Here is an 18,392-nt window from a genome sequence, read left to right on the forward strand (position 1 = left end):
CGAGTCACGACTTTCGGGCCCGCGGCCGGCGGTCAGACCAGTTCGGACGAGACGACCGAGGACAGTCCGCGCAGCCGGTCCAGCAGGGGCTCGACCTCACCGGCGTCGATCAGGACGGCGCAGGTCATGGTGCTTTCGCGGACCCCGTCGCGCACGTCGACCGACAGGTCGTGGACGAGGCAGCCGAGCGCGTCGACCAGGCCGGGAATCTGGTCGACGCCGCCGACGAAGTACGTCGCGATCCGGCGGCGGACCAGCATGGACGATCGCGGGGCGGGGATCTGAAACGAAACAGCGGACATCGCGGGCTCCAAGGGCGGGAAACGTACAGGCCATGGAGGGCCAGGTCCCGGGAAATGCCCCGTGTCGAGGGGTCGCCGGACTGCGCGCCGGCGACCTGGTTCAGCCGGCGCGCTTGACTACGAGTCGAGTCCAGCGGCGCACGGCGACAGGCTAACACGACCTACCGGCGAGTCACGAGAGCCGTAGCCGGGAGCCCTGCTCGCGGACGTGCGCGGCGGAGCCGCAGTCGAGGTCGAGCTGCCGCTGCCGTTCGGCCACGAACGCGCGGCCGAGCCCGGTACGGTCCGAAGTGGACAGTGTGCGCCGGAGTTCGTTCAGCAGCCCGCGTTCCTCCGCGCGGATATGCGCGTCCACCGAATTCTCCAGTGCCGCCAGCGCTTTCTCGGAGTCGCCGGCCTCCAGCACGGCCAGCAGTTCGGCGCCGAGCCCGCTCTCTGTCGCATCGGGACGGACGATCCGTTCGGTCGCGGTCGCATGGGCGACCAGCGCCGCCGAAAGTTCCGCGATCAGCGCCCGACGATCGGCCTCGTCGTTGCGGAGGTCCCGGAACAGCTGTTCGATCCGGCGGTGGTCGGCCAGGACGACCTCGACCAGGTCGGAGCCGGGGGGAGCGGCCGTCGGGCCCGGGCGCATCCAGCCGAAGGTCAGCTCCACGGCCTGGCGCCAGTGCGAGTATTCGCTGTCGCGGCGGGCCGGGTCCATCGTCGGCAGCCACTGTCCGGCGCGGTGCCAGTTCCGGCGCAGGCCCTCCAGGTCCGGCCAGTAGCCGACCGACAATCCGGCCGCGTACGCCGCGCCCAGTGACACCGTCTCGGCGACCATCGGGCGCACCACCGGCACGTCGAGGACGTCGGCGACGAACTGCATCAGCAGGTTGTCGGCGGTCATCCCACCGTCCACTTTGAGCGTCGACAGCGCGAGCCCCGAATCGGCGTTCATCGCGTCGACGACCTCGCGGGTCTGCCAGCCCGTCGCTTCCAGGACGGCCCTGGCGAGGTGTCCCTTGGTGATGTACGACGTCAGTCCGGCGATCACGCCGCGTGCCTCGCTGTGCCAGTGCGGCGCGAACAGGCCCGAGAAGGCGGGCACTATGTAGCAGCCGCCGTTGTCTTCGACCGTCCGCGCGAGCGTCTCGATCTCGGGCGCGCTGCCGATCAGTTCGAGCCCGTCGCGGAACCACTGCACCAGCGATCCGGTGACGGCGATCGACCCTTCGAGGGCGTACACGGCGGGCTCGTCGCCGATCTTGAACCCGACGGTGGTCAGCATGCCGTGGGTCGAGAGCACGGGCGTCGGGCCGGTGTTGAGCAGCAGGAAGCTGCCCGTGCCGTACGTGCACTTCGCCTCGCCGGGCGCGAAGCAGGTCTGGCCGAACAACGCCGCCTGCTGGTCGCCGAGTGCCGCCGCGATCCGGATCCCCGGCACCACCCGTGACGTCGTCCCGTACACCTCGGTCGACGGCCGGATCCGCGGCAGCATCGCGCGGGGGACGTCGAAGAACTCCAGCAGTTCGTCGTCCCAGGACAGCGTCCGCAGGTTCATCAGCATGGTGCGCGAGGCGTTGGTGACGTCGGTGATGTGGACGCCGCCATCGGGACCGCCGGTCAGGTTCCAGATCAGCCAGCTCTCCACCGTCCCGAACAGCACGTCGCCGCGCTCGGCGCGTTCCCGCAGGCCGGGAGTCCTTTCCAGCATCCACCGGATACGCGGTGCGGAGAAGTACGTTGCCAGCGGCAGCCCGCACAGCCGCCGGACGCGGTCGGCGCCCGGCTCGCGGGCGAGGTGTTCGAGCATCGCGTCGGTGCGGGTGTCCTGCCAGACGATCGCGCGCCCGACCGGATTGCCGGTGTGCCGATCCCACAGCACCGTCGTCTCGCGCTGGTTGGCGATGCCGAGGCCGACCACCTGTGCCGGTTCGGCACCGGCGTCGGCCAGCGCCTGCGGCACGATCCGGCCGACGTTGCGCCAGATCTCGGTCGCGTCGTGCTCGACCCAGCCGGGCCGGGGGAAGTGCTGCTGGTGTTCGCGCTGCGCGACCGAGACCAGCCTGCCGCGCGCGTCGAACAGGATGCACCGCGTCGAGGTGGTGCCCTGGTCGATCGACATCACGTAGCGCTGGACCACGCGAGCACCTCCATCACCATCGGGACGCGCCGAGATCGCGGGAGACCGCCCGTGCCGCGTCGCGTACGTGGCCGAGCAGCCGCGGGATCGGGCTGCCGTCGGCTTCACAGATCCGTTCCGTCGCGCCGGACACCCCGATCGCGCCGACCACGATGCCGCCGTGGCCGCGGATCGGCGCCGCTATCCCGGCCTCGCCGGTGATCATCTCGCCGTTCTCACTCGCCCAGCCCGCCTCGCGCACCTTGCCACAGGCGCGTTTGATCGCCGTCTGGGTGACCAGGGTCCGGCGGGTGTAGGCCTCCGGTCCGCCGCTGCGCAACGATGCCACGAGACCGGTGTCGTAGGCCAGAAGTACTTTTCCGAGCGCCGTCGCGTGCAACGGCAGAAGCGTGCCGATGTCCAGGGTTTGCAGGCTGTCGTCGGGCCGGAACACGTGGTGCACCACCAGGACCCGGCCTTCCAGCGGCGCGCCGATCCGGACGGCTTCACCGCTGCGCGCGGCCAGCGCGTCGGCCCAGTTGATCGCACGTGACCTGAGTTCGTTGACGTCGAGGTAGCTCGTGCCGAGGTGCAGCAGCGCCGCGCCGAGTTGGTATTTCCCGGTGTCGCGGTCCTGTTCGACAAAGCCGACCCCTTGCAGGGTGCGCAGGATCCCGTGCGCCGTTCCCTTGGCGAGTTCGAGGGAATCGGCGATCTCGCCGACCCCCAGACGCCCCGAACCGCGCGCCAGCAACCGCAGGATCGCGGCGGCGCGCTCGATGGACTGGATCGGACCGGGCACGGCTCAACCGTAGCCCGACCGGCCCTGATTCGACAATGTCGAACATCGTCTTCGCGCGTTCGACAATGCCGACCGGTGTCCGTTGACCCCGCGTTTCCGCGAACTTAACTTCGGCCTCAACAGGGCAACGGTGTCCTTTGTGGAGGAAGCAATGGTGCGAAACCTCAAAGCTCGCGGACTGGCGGGCGAACTGGCGGCGGAGTTCGTCGGGACGATGATCCTCATCCTGTTCGGCTGCGGGGTGGTGGCGCAGGTCGTCGCCGCGGGCATCGGGGACCACGACAGCATCGCGTGGGCCTGGGGAATCGGTGTCACGCTCGGTATCTACGTGGCTTCACGGATCAGCGGGGCGCATCTGAACCCCGCCATCACGGTGGCGCTCGCGGTGTTCAAGGGCTTTTCGTGGCGCAAGGTCGCCCCGTACGCCTTGGCGCAGACGGCCGGAGCGTTCGTCGCCGCGCTGCTGGTGCGGTGGAACTACACCGAGGTGCTCAACGCCGCGGACCCCGGCCTGACCATCAAGACCCAGGGTGTCTTCTCCACCCTTCCGGGTAACGGAACCCTTCCGGTGGGTGACTGGGGCGCCTTCCGCGACCAGATCATCGGGACCGCGATCCTCGCGCTGGTGATCTTCGCCATCACCGATCTCCGCAACACCGCGCCCGCCGCGAACCTCGCCCCGGTCGTCGTCGGCTTCCTGGTGGTCGCGATCGGCATGGCCTGGGGCACCAACGCCGGCTACGCGATCAACCCCGCCCGCGACTTCGGCCCGCGGCTGATGTCCTGGCTCACCGGTTACGACACCGCGTTCACCGACCAATACGGCTATCCGTACTGGTGGATCCCGATCGTGGCGCCGGTGATCGGCGCGGTGATCGGCGGTGCGATCTACAAGTTCTTCATCGAGCGCTACCTGCCCGCCGACCCGGCACCGGAAGCCTTGCCCGCCAAGGACATCGAGCGCGTTTCTTAAGGAGCGAAACCCATGCCTGACTACATCGGCGCCGTCGACCAGGGCACCACCAGCACGCGCTTCATGATCTTCGACCACGGCGGCAACGAGATCGCCCGCCACCAGCTCGAGCACGAGCAGATCCTGCCGAAGCCGGGCTGGGTCGAACACGACGCCACCGAGATCTGGGAGCGGACCCGCTCGGTCATCGCCACCGCGCTCAACAAGGCGAAGCTGACCGCCGCCGACCTCGCCTCGCTCGGCATCACCAACCAGCGCGAGACCACCGTCGTGTGGAACCGCCGCACTGGGCGCCCGTACTGCAACGCCATCGTGTGGCAGGACACCCGCACCGATCGGATCGCCTCGGCGCTCGAACGCGAGGGCAAGGGCGACGTCATCCGCCGCAAGGCCGGACTGCCGCCCGCGACCTACTTCTCCGGCGGCAAGCTGCAGTGGATCCTGGAGAACGTCGACGGCGTCCGCGAAGACGCCGAAAAGGGCGACGCGCTCTTCGGTACCACCGATTCCTGGCTCATCTGGAACCTCACCGGTGGCCCCGACGGCGGCGTGCACGTGACTGACCCGACCAACGCGTCGCGCACCATGCTCATGGACCTCGAAACCCTGGAGTGGGACGACGAACTGCTGTCGTTCTTCGACGTCCCGAAGCAGATGTTGCCGTCGATCGCGCCGTCGTCGAACAACGGTCGTTTCGGCGTCACCCGCGCGGACGGCCCGCTCGGCGGCGAGGTCGCCATCACCGGGGTGCTCGGTGACCAGCAGGCGGCGACCGTCGGCCAGGTGTGCTTCCGCCCCGGCGAGGCCAAGAACACCTACGGCACCGGCAACTTCCTGCTGCTCAACACCGGGCACGAGGTCGTGCGCTCGAAGCACGGCCTGCTCACGACGCTGGCCTACCAGTTCGGTGACGAGAAGCCGGTGTACGCGCTGGAAGGCTCCATCGCCGTCACGGGTTCCGCCGTGCAGTGGCTGCGCGACCAGCTGGGCATCATCAGCGGCGCCTCCCAGAGCGAGAGCCTCGCCCGCCAGGTCGAGGACAACGGCGGTGTCTACTTCGTCCCCGCGTTCTCCGGGCTCTTCGCGCCGTACTGGCGATCCGACGCGCGCGGCGCGATCGTCGGGCTCACCAGGGCGACCACCAACGCGCATCTGGCGAGGGCGACGCTCGAAGCGATCTGCTACCAGACCCGCGACGTCGTCGAGGCCATGCAGAACGACTCCGGTGTCCCGCTCGACGTGTTGCGTGTGGACGGTGGCGTGACCGCGAACGAGCTCTGCATGCAGTTGCAGGCCGACATCCTCGGCGTGCCGGTGTCGAAGCCGGTGGTCGCCGAGACCACCGCGCTCGGTGCCGCCTACGCGGCAGGCCTCGCGGTCGGGTTCTGGAAGTCCATCGACGAGCTGGAACAGAACTGGAACGAGGACAAGCGCTGGGAGCCGTCTTGGACGGACGAACAGCGCGCCGAGGGCTACGCGGGCTGGCAGAAGGCCGTCGGCCGCACGCTCGACTGGGTGGAGGTCGAGTGAGCCCGATGAACAGGAGGAACAGAGTGACACCCGTACCGCTTTCCCCGGTCTACCGTGCCGAGACGTTGCGCAAGCTCGCTCGCGAAGAGGTCGAAGTTCTCGTCGTCGGCGGGGGAGTGACCGGTGCCGGCGTCGCGCTCGACGCCGCTTCGCGCGGGCTCTCCGTCGCGCTCGTCGAGGCACGCGACTTCGCCGCGGGCACGTCGAGCCGGTCCAGCAAGCTGATCCACGGCGGGCTGCGCTACCTGGAGAACCTCGACTTCAAGCTGGTCCGTGAAGCGCTGAAGGAACGGAGCCTGCTGCTGCAGACGCTGGCGCCGCATCTGGTCCGTCCGGTGAAGTTCCTGGTTCCGCTCAAGCACCGCGTCTGGGAACGCGGCTACATCGGCGCGGGTGTCACGCTCTACGACACGCTCGGCGGAGCGCGCGCCTTGCCGCGGCACCGGCATCTGTCCAAACGCGGCGCGGGCAAGGTCGCCCCCGGCCTCGCGGACGACGCCCTGATCGGCGCCATCCAGTACTACGACGCCCAAGTCGACGACGCCCGTCACACCATGACGATCGCGCGGACCGCGGCTGAGCAAGGCGCGTCCGTTCTCACCCGCGCTCGCGTGACGTCGCTGATCCGTGACGGCGAGCGCGTCGTCGGCGCCAAGGTCGTCGACCGCGAGAGCGGCGCGGAGATCGAGGTCCGGGCGAAGACGGTCGTCGCGGCCACCGGCGTGTGGAGCGACGACATGGCCGAGGCGGCGGGCATCCCCGCGCCGTTCACCGTGCGCGCGTCGAAGGGCATCCACCTGGTGGTGCCGCGCGAGAAGATCGACCTGGACACCGGGCTGATCCTGCGCACCGAGAAGAGCGTCCTGTTCGTCATCCCGTGGGGACGGCACTGGATCGTCGGCACCACCGACACCGAATGGGACCTCGACCGCGAACACCCGGCTGCCAGCCAGGCGGACGTCGACTACGTGCTCGAACATCTCAACGCGGTCCTGCGCACGCCGATCACCGCCGACGACATCGAAGGCGTGTACGCCGGGCTTCGGCCGCTGCTGGCGGCGAAGGCGACTTCGACGACGAAGCTGTCGCGCGAGCACGCCGTCGCGCATCCGGTGCCCGGTCTGGTGATCGTGGCCGGCGGCAAGTACACGACGTACCGCGTGATGGCCGCCGATGCGGTCGACGTCGCGGTGGAGGACCTCGGCCGTCCGGCGCCGTCGTCGTGGACCGAGCGGCTGCCGATCGTCGGCGCGACGGGCTACCACGAGATGTGGGGTGCGCGGCACTCGCTGGTGCAGCGCACGGGGCTGCCGATCGGCCGGATCGAGCACCTGCTCCAGCGCTACGGCACCGCGATCGAGGACATCCTGGAGTCGATTTCGGAGCGACCCGAATTGGGCGAGCCGATCCCGGGAACGGCGGAGTACCTCAAGGCGGAGGTCGTGTACGCCGTCTCACACGAGGGCGCGCTGCATCTGGAGGACGTCCTGACCCGGCGCACGCGAATCTCCATCGAGGAGCGTGACCGCGGTGTGACGGCGGCGCCGGTGGTGGCGGAGCTGATGGCGCCGCTGCTGGGCTGGGACTCGCACAAGCGGGAGCGCGAGGTCACCAACTACCTCGCGCGGGTCGAGGCGGAACGCTCCGCCCAGGCCCAGCCGGACGACGAAGCGGCGAACGCCAGCCGTCTCGCGGCTCCGGCGCTGCTGCCGAGCTGATCCCGAAGCGCGTGAAGGTCCCCTTCCCTTGGCTGAGCCGAGGGAAGGGGGCCTTCACACGCTGTGCCGTTACTTGAGCCAGTCGAGGTAGCGGGTCTCGGCGATGCGGGCGCCGTCCTTCGTGGTGAGGACGTCGCCCTTGACCGCGGCGAACATGCCCGCGGTCTCGTCGACGGTCACCGAACGCGTGTCTCCCTTGGCGGACAAGGTGATCCGGCCCAGTTCGTCCAGGGGGTACACGTCCGGGCCGCCCACGTCGAGGGTCCCGTTCAGCGGCTTCCCGGCCGAAACCTCGGAAACGGCGGCGGCGACGTCCGCCGCGGCGATCGGCTGGATCGGCGTACTGGGCAGGCGGACCGTGGTCTCGTCGGAGGTCCAGGACAGGACCGCGTCGACGAATTCCATGAACTGGGTGGCGCGGACGATCGAGTAGGGGACGCCGCTGTTCTTGAGGATGTCTTCCTGAAGCGTCTTCGCGCGGTAGTAGTCGAGTTCGGGCACCTGGTCGACGCCGACGATGGACAGGATCACGAAGTGCCCGGTACCCGCCTTCTTCGCAGCCGCGACGAGGTTGTCCATCGACGTCCGGAAGAACGCGGGGGAGGCGTCGTCGAAGGTCGGCGAGTTCGTGAGGTTGACGACCACGTCGGCGCCGTCGAGCGCGGCGTCCAGCCCTTGGCCGGTGAGGAGGTCGACCCCGGTGGACGGCGAGTGCGGCACCGCCTCGTGCCCGGCCTCGTTCAGGTTCCGCACGACCTGCGAACCGATCAGTCCGGTCCCGCCGATGATCGCGAATTTCATGGCCCAGTGCCCTTCCTCGGTAGGCGTCCGCTAACTCGGATACCTCATGTCCGAGATAATACTCAGACATATTGTGTCCGAGTCAAGAGGCGAGTTAGAGTCATCCGGGTGAAGATGTCCGGCGGGGTCGAGTGGGCCCTGCACTGCTGCGTCGTCCTGACCTCGGTCGAGGAACCCGCGCCGGCCGCGCGCCTGGCGCAGCTGCACGACGTCTCGCCGAGCTACCTCGCGAAGCAACTCCAGGCCCTTTCGCGAGCTGATCTCATCCGGTCGGTGCAGGGAAAGGCCGGGGGATACGTCCTCACCCGGCCGCCGTCGGAGATCACGGTGCTCGACGTCGTCGAGGCCATCGACGGGCCCGGCCCCGCCTTCGTCTGTACCGAGATCCGCCAGCGCGGCCCGATGGCGACCCCGTCCGAGGCGTGCACGGCGCCGTGCGCGATCAGCCGCGCGATGGCGAACGCCGAAGTCCAGTGGCGGGCGGCGTTGCGCGCGGTCTCCATCGCGGATCTGGCCGACGACGTCAGGGGCGACTACGGTCCGGGCGCCCTCGCCGGGATCGGCGCGTGGTTCAAGGCCGCCGAGGGGTAGTCGAGGCTTGCCGGTCCGGGTGGTCGTGAGTGCCGTTTCGGGTTAGAACCCGAAACGCCACTCACGACCACGATGACCAGGCAGGCGGTCGGGTTTACCGCACGGCGCGCGTCACGCCGGTCGGACCGCTCACGGTTTGAACCGGTCGGCGTGTTCGGCGACCCACTGAGCGAAGGTGCGGGCCGGGCGCCCGGTCACCATCTCGATCGTGTCGACGACGGTGCGCGCCTCCACGGGCGGATCGCCGTGCCAGCCGACGACGTATTCGGCGTCCGCCACCGAGACGCCTTCGGCCAGCAGCCGGTCGATCGCCTGCTGTCGCGTGATCCGGTCCAGCGTGATGTCCTGGCCGAGCGCGTTGCCGAGGATCGCGATCCGTTCGCTCGTGGTCAGCGCTTCCGGCCCGGTGAGGTTGTAGACCTTGCCCGAGTGCCCGTCCTCGACGAGCGCGGTGGCGGCGACGGCCCCGATGTCACCCTCGTGCACCACGGCGCTCGGGAGGTCGAACGGCTCGCGGACCACTTTCCCGGTGCGGATGGAGTCGGTCCAGGTCAGGACATTGGACATGAACTCCTGGGGTTCCAGCCGTGTCCATTCGACCCCGGACTCGGCCATGGCCTGCTCCGTAGGCCCGACGTAGCCGCCCCACACGATGGTCATCCGCCGCACCCCAGCGGCCACGGCGCGTTTGACCAGGTCGGCGCCTACGTCGGCGAGCCCCGCCGTGACGGTGATGTGCAGCCGGGTGACGCCGTCGAGGGCGTCGGTCAGCGTTTCCGGCGCGGTGTGCGTGCCCTCCGCCAGTTCGACACCCACCGGAAGCCGTGCCGCGGCGGGGTTCCTGGTGAGTGCCCGGACGTGTTCCCCTCGGCGGACGAGTTCGGCCACCACGTGGCGGCCGGTGTTCCCGGTGGCGCCGGTTACCAAGACGGTCATGAGTTTGTTCCCTTCGTTTCCAGCGAAGGTAAAAGCTCAAGTAATGTGGAGGTCAAGCGGACCGGTCAGGAATCGAGAAGCGTCGAGGTCCACGGGATCCCTAGCGTCTTAGCCACAGGCAAAACGACTCCAGGAGGTTCTCGTGAGCAAGCGGATCCGGACGTTCCACCGGTGGACGTCCCTCGTCTTCGTCGCCACCGTGATCGTCTGCTTCGTGGTCGTCGCGCAGGGTGACCCGGCCGAGTGGGTGCTCTACACGCCGCTGCCGCCGCTCTTCCTGCTGATGTTCAGCGGCCTCTACCTGTTCGCGCTGCCGTATACCGCCAAGCGGCGCAATCGGCGGGGTGTGGCCGGGTGACTTTCCCGGTCTTAGTTTATGGCGAAAATTAACAGGTCCCGTACTGGTCCGAAACTCTTGACGCCACCGCCGGGTCCGGTGAGGATCGGCCGGTCCCCGCCTCCCGCAGAATGGACCAGACCATGGCAAGACGTGCGCCTGCGCGCCGAAGTCCGCTGATCGCCTTGATGAGTCTCGCGCTGCTCGGCGGGGCCGTGGTGGCCACCCCTGCCGCCGTCGCCGCCGAACAGCCCGTGATCGGCAAGCCCGCGCTGGACCGGGACGGCTGTGCCCGGATCGAAAAGAGCCTGCCGGCGCTCGCGGACTGGCCGATGGTCGAGAGCCGGTTCAAAGGCAAGGCGGGTGACGAGCAGCGGATCGCCCGGATCCTCGCGGGGATGACCCTGGAGGAGAAGGTCGGGCAGATGACGCAGCCCGAGATCGCCGCGATCACCCCCGACGAGGTCCGCCAGTACTCGATCGGCTCGGTCCTCAACGGCGGCGGTTCGTGGCCGAACAAGGACAAGCACGCCTCCCAGCAGGACTGGCTGAAGCTCGCCGACTCCTACTGGGAAGCCGCGAAGGGCAGCCGGACGAAGATCCCGGTGATCTGGGGCATCGACGCCGTGCACGGCAACAACAACGTGTACGGGGCCACCGTCTTCCCGCACAACATCGGTCTCGGCGCCGCGCACGATCCTTGCCTGGTGCGCGACATCTCCGCGGCGACGGCCCGGCAGATCCGCGCCACCGGCCAGGACTGGGCGTTCGCGCCGACGCTGGCCGTCGTCAAGGACGACCGCTGGGGACGCACCTACGAAGGGTTCTCCGAGGATCCGCGGATCACCAGGGCCTACGGCTACGAGGCGATCAACGGGCTCCAGGACCGCTCGACCAAACGCATCGGCTACAACGGCGTGATCGGCACCGCCAAGCACTTCATCGGCGACGGCGGCACCCTCAAGGGACAGGACCAGGGCGTCAACCCGTCCTCCGAAGCCGAGATGATCAACGTCCACGGCCAGGGCTACTACGGCGCGCTCGCGGCCGGTTCCCAGACCGTGATGGTGTCGTTCAACAGCTGGACCAACGCCGAACTCGGCATCGACGAGGGCAAGCTGCACGGCAGCGACAAGGCGCTGAACCAGATCCTCAAGGGCAAGATGGGCTTCGACGGTCTCGTCGTGTCCGATTGGAACGGCATCGGCCAGGTTCCCGGCTGCACCAACGCCTCGTGCCCGCAGGCGATCAACGCCGGCATCGACATCGTGATGGTGCCGAACGACTGGAAGGCGTTCATCGCCAATACCGTCGCCCAGGTCGGCGACGGCCGGATCCCGGTCTCGCGGATCGACGACGCGGTGACCCGAATCCTGCGCGTCAAACTGCGGTCGGGGCTGTACGAGTCGCAGAAGCCGTCGGACCGGTCGTACGCCAACTCGGACGAGGCGCTGAAGGAGACCTGGCTGGCGCGCGACGCCGTCCGTTCGTCGCAGACGTTGCTGAAGAACAACGGCAACGTGCTGCCGCTGAAGCCGAAGTCGAAGGTCCTCGTCGTCGGCAAGAGCGCGGACAGCATCCAGAACCAGACCGGTGGCTGGACGCTGAGCTGGCAGGGGACCGGCAACACCAACGCCGACTTCCCGAACGCCACGTCGATCCTCGCCGGGCTCAAGCAGCAACTGGGCGACGTCAACGTCACCTTCGACGAGAAGGGCGACACCGACCCGAAGGGCTACGACGCGGTCATCGCCGTCATCGGTGAGACCCCGTACGCGGAAGGCGTCGGCGACCTGACCCGGAAGACGCTGGAGGCGTCCAAGCTCTACCCCGAGGACCTGGCCGTGCTGGACAAGGTCCACGGTAAGGGCGCTCCCGTCGTCACCGTCTACGTCGGCGGCCGCCCGCTGTACATGAACAAGGAGATCAACCGCTCCGACGCGTTCGTCGCGGCCTGGCTGCCGGGCACCGAAGGCGGCGGCGTCGCCGACGTCCTGGTCAAGGGCGGCTTCAAGGGAACGCTGCCGTACTCGTGGCCGAAGAGCGCGTGCCAGACGCCGCTGAACGCGGGTTCGGCGGAGTACGACCCGCTGTTCAAGCTCGGCTACGGCCTCAAGACCGGCCAGCGCGTCACCGTCGGGCAGCTGGACGAGACGGCGGGCCCGGTGACCTGTGGCTCGACCGGTGGCGGCGGCACCGCGACCGAGGATCTCGAGGTCTTCAACCGCACCGATGTCGCGCCGTACAAGGGTTTCATCGGCTCGGCGGAGAACTGGGGTGGCACCGAGATCGGCCCGGACGGCGCCGCTTCACACGCTGAGATCGGCGTCGTCCAGTCCGATGTGAACGTCCAGCAGGACGGGCTCAAGGCGACCTGGACCGGCACCGGCCCGGCACAGCTCTACTTCCAGAACCCGGGCGGTACCAACGATCTGCGGGGCTACCTGAACGCCGACGCGGCGCTGGAGTTCGACACCGTCGTGCACGAGGCGCCTGCCAATCGGACGGTGATCAGCATGCACTGCGTCTACCCGTGCTTCTCCGAGGTGAACGCGACCAAGCTGTTCACCGATCTGGCGGGGGCGCCGAAATCGACGGTCAAGATCCCGGTGTCCTGCTTCGCCAACGGGCTGGACCTGGAGAACGTCAACACGCCGTTCCTGGTGTACACCGACGGCCGATTCTCCGCTTCGTTCGCGAACGTGCGGTGGGTGCCCAAGGGCGCGCAGGACCCCGATGCGAGGCCTTGCTCAAGTCTGAGCTGATCCCGTCAAGGTGTGCCCATAGCGGTCTTGTCGAGAGGTAAGGCCGGCGCGGCATGATGCGAAAGCCACTTTCGCAACCTTCAAGGTTGCGAAAGTGGCTTTCGCAACGTCGGTGGACACGGGGCGAGCGGTCGGCCCGGGTGGTCGTGAGTGGCGATTCGGGTCCAGCGGCGTTCGTTGGTCCGGCGGTTCACGTACTTGCGAATACGGTCAGCCTAGGGGAAAGCAGACATTTCCCCTTGATTCGCGTCCTCTGTGGACGATTAGCGAGTCGGCACCGCCATGTCACCTTTTCCTTACCCCTCAATAGAATCCGAATCGCCACTCATGACCCGTCCGACGGCGCGGCCGCGACGAGCCCGCTGATCAGCAGGTCCAGTGCGCGCGTGAAGTCCCGCTCGGGATCCGCGGCCGTCAGCGCGGGCAGCGCGCGGCTGAAGTTCGGCAGCGCCGCCGGATCGATCCGGCGCAGGTAGGGGTCTTGTCCGGTTTCGTCGCGGCGCGTCGTGGTGAAACCGGCGGTCGTCAGCAGCAGGGAGCCGAAGACGAGGCTGTTCAGGGCGCCCAGTGTCTGGCGGATCCCGTCGTCCTCGAAACCGGCTTCGTAGAGCGCGCCGACGAGATCCTCGACCGGCCGCAAAGAGCGCAGCGAGTTCGGATTGGCCTCGTCGGTGGCCAACGCCATCGGCACGACCGGATGCCGGGCGAGCGCGCGATAGAGGTTGAGCACGGTGACCCGCACTCTTTCCGGCCACGGTGCGCCGGGGTCGGCCGGTTCGATTCCGCTGTAGACGCGTTCCGCGATGCCGTCGAGGATGTCGGTCTTGTTCCGCACGTGGTTGTACAGCGCCATCGCTTCGACGCCGAGCGTCTTGGCGAGTTTGCGCATCGACAGCCCTTTGAGGCCTTCCTCGCCTGCCAAGGCGAGCGCCGCGTCCAGGACCTTCTCCCGGTTCAACGGTTCTCTCCGCGTCATCCCGCGCCCTTCGCTTGACAGGTTTACGGTGTATCTATCATATTTACAGCGTATATTTACACTGTACACGCGGGGGTGTCGTGAACGACGTGATCATCGTGGGCGGGGGACCGGTCGGTCTGCTGCTGGCAGGCGAACTCCGGCTGGCCGGAGCCGATCCGCTCGTTCTGGAGGCGGGTGACGGTGCGGTCCGCCGGAGCCGGAGCTTCGGGTTGCGCGGGATCAACGGCCGTACGTCGCAGTCCCTGCGGCTGCGTGGTCTGACCGAGGCGTTCTCGAAAGCGCAGAAGGAGGCATCCGGCGTTTCCAGGCTGCTGAAGGGGAATCGCGCCAGGGGGCATTTCGCCGGCTTGCCCCTCGTCGAGAACGAGGTCCAGTCGGGAGCGGCAGGCGGGTTCGTGCTCGAACAACATGTGCTGGAACGGATCCTCGCCGACTGGGCGACCGGGCTCGGCGTCCGAGTCCGGACGGACTGCGAGGTCGTCGACCTCGTGCAGGAGGATTCGGCGGTCCGTGCGGTACTCGCCGGCGGCCGGTCCGAGCGGGCCGCCTACCTGGTGGGCTGCGACGGAGGTCGCAGCGTCGTGCGGAAGCGGGCCGGGATCGCATTCCCCGGCACGGACGCGACGATGACCGGCCGGGTCGCCGCGGCGGAGCTCGCCGATCCCGGTGCGGTGCGCTCGACGATGCACGGCCCCGGCGGGATGGTGCACACGTCGCTGGTGCCGGGTGAGATCTCCACCATGGAGTTCGGCGGCGGACCGGGCGGCCGGGACACGCCGCTGACGGCCGAGGAGATGCGGGCGAGTATCAGCCGTGTCGCGGGGGTCGACGTCGAACTCGTCCGCTTCGGTGGTGGAATCCGATTCAGCGACAACACGCGTCAGGCAGCGACCTATCGGCAGGGGCGCGTCCTTCTGGCGGGCGACGCCGCCCACGTGCATTCGCCGATCGGCGGACAGGGGCTGAACCTGGGGCTCCAGGACGCGATGAACCTCGGCTGGAAACTGGGCCTGGTCGTCCGCGGACTGGCGCCGGAGTCCTTATTGGACACTTACACCGCGGAGCGGCATCCGGTCGGGGAGCGCGTACTGCGCAACACCCGGGCCCAAGTCGCGCTGCTGTGTCCCTGCCCGCAGGTCGCCGCGCTGCGCGAGGTGATGGAGGAGACCTTGGCGATCCCGGCGGCAAAACGGCATTTCATTGCGATGGGGAACGGCGCCGACATCGACTACGCGCCGGACGCCGCGCATCCGCTGATCGGCCGGTTCGCTCCGCTGCCGCTGGTGTCCGAGGACGGTCGCGCGCTTCTGGTGGCTCGCGACGGCGAGGTCCATGTCGCCGCGAACGGCCAGGTTCGGCTCGTCGAGGCAAACTCCGATCAGGCATTCCTGATGCGGCCGGACGGCTACGTGGCCTGGGCCGCGCCGCACGGCGAGACGACCGGATTGACCGAAGCGCTCGCACTCGTTGCGGGCACGGACGGAGCGGGTGTATAAAGTGAAACGACCGTTCAAAATGTAACGGATGTTCAAGTTGTGGGGGCGTCTTGCCAGGCCAATATCGAGCGCTGTTCTCCGCGAAAGGCTCTCTCGCCTTCTCCGCCGCCGGGCTGGTCGCCAGGATCCCGGTCCCCATGATGGGGATCGGGATCATCACGATGCTGGCGCAGACGCGGGGCGACTACGGGCTCGCCGGACTGGTCTCGGCGGCGTTCACGCTGTCCATGGCGCTGCTCGGGCCGCAGGTCTCGAGGCTGGTGGATCGCCGGGGGCAGAGCAGGATCCTGTTGCCCGTCACCGGGATCAGCGTGATGGCGCTCGGCGCGCTCCTGCTCTGCGCGCGATTCGGGGCACCGGTCTGGACGCTGTACGTGTCCGCGATCCTCGCCGGATTCATGCCCAGCATGGCGGCGATGGTCCGGGCCCGGTGGTCGCGGCTGTACCGCGGCTCGCCCCGGCTGCACACCGCCTTCGCGCTGGAATCGGTGGTCGACGAGCTGACCTTCGTCATCGGGCCCGCGTTGTCGGTCGCGTTGTGCACCATCGTCTTCCCCGAAGCCGGACCGCTGGTCGCGGTGGTGTTCCTCGTCGTCGGAGTGCTGCTGTTCGTCGCGCAACGCGAGACTGAGCCGCCCGTGCTGCCGCCGAGCGGATCTTCCGGGAGTTCGGCGATCCGGGTGGGCGCGGTGCGGGTGCTGGTGCTGACGCTGGTGGCGGGCGGCGTCATCGTCGGCACGGTCGACGTCGTCAGTGTGGCGTTCGCCCGGCAGGCCGGGTCGCCGTCGGCCGCGGGCATCGTCGTTTCGGTCTACGCGGTGGGTTCCGCGATCTCGGGGCTGGTCTTCGGGACGCTCAAGCTCGCCATGACCCCGCCTCGGCTGTTCCTGATCGGCACTGCGGGCACAGCCGCGAGCGTGGTCCCGTTGCTGGTCGTGGACGGTGTCGTGAGCCTGTGCGCGGTGGTGTCCGTCGCGGGATTGTTCTTCTCTCCCACGATGATCGTCGTCATGGGGATGATCGAGAAGATCGTCCCGGCAGAGAAGCTGACCGAGGGGATGACGTGGGCGATCACCGGCCTCAGCATCGGGGTCGCGCTCGGCGCCGCGGTGTCCGGTGAGGCCGTCGACCGCTTCGGGCCGGACGGCGGGTTCGCCGTCGCGGTCGTCGCCGGTGGCTTGATCATCCTGACCGCCCTGCTCTCGTATCCTCTGCTGAGCAGGAAGACCACGATCAGCGAGGAGGCGGCACGCTGAACGAGCCGAGCACCGACGGCCGTCTCGCCAAGGGCGAGCAACGCAAAAGGGAACTGATCGAGGCCACCCTCCGCATCGTCGCGAAGGATGGCGTGTCGGGGGTCAGTCACCGCACCGTCGCCCGTGAAGCGAAGCTGCCCGCGACGGCGGCCGCGTACCATTTCAAGGGGATCGAAGACCTGTTGACTGCCGCGCTCACCCAATGCATGGACGAAGACGCCGAGCGGATGCGCGTCCTCGCCGCCGAGGCCGACGGCGGCGTGGACGCGCTGCGGAGGTTCGCCACTTTGCTGGCCGAAGTCGTCGCCAAACCCGGGCATCTGCTGGCGGAGTACGAGCTTTACCTCTTGGCGGCGCGGGAGCCGAAGCTCCGCGAGTCGACCGATCGCTGGATGGCGGCCTTGGCGGACTTCGCTCGCCGGTACACCGAAGATCCGGTGCGGGTCGAGATGCTGGTCGGGCTGGTGGACGGGTTGCTGCTGCAGGGATTGCTGCGCGACGAGCCGCCGGCGGCTGAACGGTTCGAGGCCATCTTGCGGACCGCTCTGGCCTCGTAATCGGGGACGGGAGCGCGTTGCGAAAGTGGCTTTCGCAACGTCAGCGGACGTGAGTGGCGATTCGGGTCAGGGCCAAGGGCCACGTGGGTTTCGGCCTGGCACCACGTTCGCCCCACAGACACCAGCAGCCACAGCAGTGGCGCGTGAAGTCCCCCTTCCCTCGGCTCAGCCGAGGAAACTCGACCTTCACACCTTGCCGAGGTGGGCAAGGACACTGACCAAGCCCTCGTGAGTGGCGATTCGGGTTAGAACCCGAATCGCCACTCACGACCTCGTCCTACGTGATCGCGGGTGGGGACCAAGTCAGCCGCGGATCCGTCTGCACGAAGCTGCCCAGCAGCTGGTCGATCCGTGTCAGCGTGTCGAGGTCCAGTACCACCCCGGCCGCCTTCGCGTTCTCGGTCAGCTGGGCGGCGCTGCTCGCGCCGGTCACCACCGAGGCGACGGTGTCGTGCTGCAACGTCCAGGCGAGTGCCAGCTGGGCCATGGTCAGCCCGGCCTCGTCGGCGACGCCGCGCAGCATGCCGACGCGTTCGAGGAGGTCCGGCAGGAGCAGCGGCCGTGCCTCGGCGGACTTGGCGGCCCGGGAGTCCGGCAGGATCTCGCCCGGCCGGTATTTGCCGGTCAGGACGCCCTGCGCGAGGGGGACCGAGGCGAACTGGCCGATCCCGGCGCGTTCGCAGACCGGCATCACCTGTGCTTCGGCGACCCGCCAGAGCATCGAGTAATGCGGCTGGTTGGCGATGAGCGGGACGCCGTGCCGCTCGGCGATCGGCCGCGCCTCCAGTAGCTGTTCCGCCGTCCATTCCGCGGTGCCCGTGTAGAGGATCTTCCCCTGCCGCACCAGATCGGACAGCGCGAGGAAGGTCTCCTCCAGCGGTGTGCGGTAGTCGAACCGCAGCAACTGGTAGACGTCGACGTAGTCGGTGCGCAGCCGCCGCAGCGATCCGTGCAGCGACGTGGTCAGGTGTTTGCGGCTGAGGCCGGCGTCGTTGACACCCGGGCCTTCCGGCCAGAAGACGCCGGTGCAGAGGACGAGATCGTCGCGGCGAGTGGGCGCCAGTGCCGCGGCGAGGTTCTCTTCGGCGGCGCCGCCGTCCCAGGCCGCGGCCGTGTGGAAGGTCGTGATGCCCGCGTCGAGCGCGGCCTGGACGCATTCCGCGCCGTCGCGGTGCGTGAGCCAGTTGCCGTAGGAGATCTCGCTGACGGAAAGCCCGCTCGCGCCGAGCCTGCGGTATTCCATGG

Annotated in this window: 16 protein-coding genes; 9 read left to right on the forward strand and 7 right to left on the reverse strand. The window is 68.6% G+C overall.

Annotation, left to right across the window (positions count from 1 at the left end):
• Window positions 1–32: 32 nt before the first annotated feature.
• The 3 genes from DL991_RS26275 to DL991_RS26285 all read right to left on the reverse strand — a co-directional run bounded on the left by DL991_RS26275 (window position 33) and on the right by DL991_RS26285 (window position 3,208).
• On the reverse strand, window positions 33–302 hold the full coding sequence (locus tag DL991_RS26275; RefSeq protein ID WP_125787022.1) for a hypothetical protein: 270 nt from the start codon (window positions 300–302) through the stop codon (window positions 33–35).
• 172 nt (window positions 303–474) lie between these two features.
• Complete coding sequence (gene glpK / locus DL991_RS26280; protein WP_125787023.1) at window positions 475–2,427, reverse strand: glycerol kinase GlpK; 1,953 nt, start codon at window positions 2,425–2,427, stop codon at window positions 475–477.
• 13 nt (window positions 2,428–2,440) lie between these two features.
• Complete coding sequence (locus DL991_RS26285; RefSeq protein WP_125787024.1) at window positions 2,441–3,208, reverse strand: IclR family transcriptional regulator; 768 nt, start codon at window positions 3,206–3,208, stop codon at window positions 2,441–2,443.
• A gap of 151 nt (window positions 3,209–3,359) precedes the next feature.
• On the opposite strand from DL991_RS26285, the gene DL991_RS26290 reads away from it, so the two are divergent.
• The 3 genes from DL991_RS26290 to glpD are packed head-to-tail and all read left to right on the forward strand — an operon-like array spanning window position 3,360 to window position 7,429.
• Window positions 3,360–4,181 (forward strand): MIP/aquaporin family protein, encoded by an 822-nt coding sequence (locus DL991_RS26290; protein ID WP_125787025.1) that lies wholly within the window; start codon window positions 3,360–3,362, stop codon window positions 4,179–4,181.
• A 12-nt stretch (window positions 4,182–4,193) separates the two neighbouring features.
• Window positions 4,194–5,711 (forward strand): glycerol kinase GlpK, encoded by a 1,518-nt coding sequence (glpK, locus tag DL991_RS26295; protein WP_125787026.1) that lies wholly within the window; start codon window positions 4,194–4,196, stop codon window positions 5,709–5,711.
• Window positions 5,712–5,716: 5 nt separating this feature from the next.
• Window positions 5,717–7,429, forward strand: a complete 1,713-nt coding sequence (gene glpD / locus DL991_RS26300; protein WP_125787027.1) for a glycerol-3-phosphate dehydrogenase — start codon at window positions 5,717–5,719, stop codon at window positions 7,427–7,429.
• A gap of 69 nt (window positions 7,430–7,498) precedes the next feature.
• Here the strand turns inward: glpD and DL991_RS26305 are convergent, their stop codons facing one another.
• The gene (locus DL991_RS26305) at window positions 7,499–8,230 is read right to left on the reverse strand and encodes an SDR family oxidoreductase (RefSeq protein WP_125787028.1); all 732 of its coding nucleotides are present in this window, start codon (window positions 8,228–8,230) and stop codon (window positions 7,499–7,501) included.
• Between the two features lie 114 nt (window positions 8,231–8,344).
• Here DL991_RS26305 and DL991_RS26310 point away from each other — a divergent pair, with 114 nt between their 5' ends.
• Window positions 8,345–8,821, forward strand: coding sequence for an Rrf2 family transcriptional regulator (locus tag DL991_RS26310; protein ID WP_125787191.1), 477 nt, complete (start codon window positions 8,345–8,347; stop codon window positions 8,819–8,821).
• Between the two features lie 129 nt (window positions 8,822–8,950).
• On the opposite strand, the gene DL991_RS26315 is transcribed toward DL991_RS26310, so the two are convergent.
• On the reverse strand, window positions 8,951–9,757 hold the full coding sequence (locus DL991_RS26315) for an NmrA family NAD(P)-binding protein (protein WP_125787029.1): 807 nt from the start codon (window positions 9,755–9,757) through the stop codon (window positions 8,951–8,953).
• Window positions 9,758–9,899: 142 nt separating this feature from the next.
• Between DL991_RS26315 and DL991_RS26320 the strand changes: the two genes are divergently transcribed.
• Both DL991_RS26320 and DL991_RS26325 read left to right on the forward strand, forming a co-directional pair.
• On the forward strand, window positions 9,900–10,115 hold the full coding sequence (locus DL991_RS26320) for a hypothetical protein (RefSeq protein ID WP_125787030.1): 216 nt from the start codon (window positions 9,900–9,902) through the stop codon (window positions 10,113–10,115).
• Window positions 10,116–10,282: 167 nt separating this feature from the next.
• Window positions 10,283–12,859: an exo 1,3/1,4-beta-D-glucan glucohydrolase gene (locus tag DL991_RS26325; RefSeq protein ID WP_125787192.1), complete on the forward strand. Its 2,577-nt coding sequence runs from the start codon at window positions 10,283–10,285 to the stop codon at window positions 12,857–12,859.
• Between the two features lie 325 nt (window positions 12,860–13,184).
• On the opposite strand, the gene DL991_RS26330 is transcribed toward DL991_RS26325, so the two are convergent.
• Window positions 13,185–13,835 (reverse strand): TetR/AcrR family transcriptional regulator C-terminal domain-containing protein, encoded by a 651-nt coding sequence (locus DL991_RS26330; RefSeq protein ID WP_125787031.1) that lies wholly within the window; start codon window positions 13,833–13,835, stop codon window positions 13,185–13,187.
• An 80-nt stretch (window positions 13,836–13,915) separates the two neighbouring features.
• On the opposite strand from DL991_RS26330, the gene DL991_RS26335 reads away from it, so the two are divergent.
• The 3 genes from DL991_RS26335 to DL991_RS26345 all read left to right on the forward strand — a co-directional run bounded on the left by DL991_RS26335 (window position 13,916) and on the right by DL991_RS26345 (window position 17,147).
• Window positions 13,916–15,334 carry an FAD-dependent monooxygenase gene (locus tag DL991_RS26335; RefSeq protein WP_125787032.1) on the forward strand — a complete coding sequence of 473 codons (1,419 nt, stop codon included), beginning with the start codon at window positions 13,916–13,918 and terminating at the stop codon, window positions 15,332–15,334.
• 50 nt (window positions 15,335–15,384) lie between these two features.
• Entirely contained in the window at window positions 15,385–16,590 is a 1,206-nt protein-coding gene (locus tag DL991_RS26340; protein ID WP_125787033.1) for an MFS transporter, read from the forward strand.
• A gap of 92 nt (window positions 16,591–16,682) precedes the next feature.
• Window positions 16,683–17,147: a TetR family transcriptional regulator gene (locus DL991_RS26345; protein WP_233598990.1), complete on the forward strand. Its 465-nt coding sequence runs from the start codon at window positions 16,683–16,685 to the stop codon at window positions 17,145–17,147.
• A 277-nt stretch (window positions 17,148–17,424) separates the two neighbouring features.
• On the opposite strand, the gene DL991_RS26350 is transcribed toward DL991_RS26345, so the two are convergent.
• Complete coding sequence (locus DL991_RS26350) at window positions 17,425–18,390, reverse strand: aldo/keto reductase (protein WP_125787035.1); 966 nt, start codon at window positions 18,388–18,390, stop codon at window positions 17,425–17,427.
• Window positions 18,391–18,392: the final 2 nt, after the last annotated feature.

Source organism: Amycolatopsis sp. WAC 01375, assembly GCF_003947325.1.
Classification (GTDB): Bacteria; Actinomycetota; Actinomycetes; order Mycobacteriales; family Pseudonocardiaceae; genus Amycolatopsis.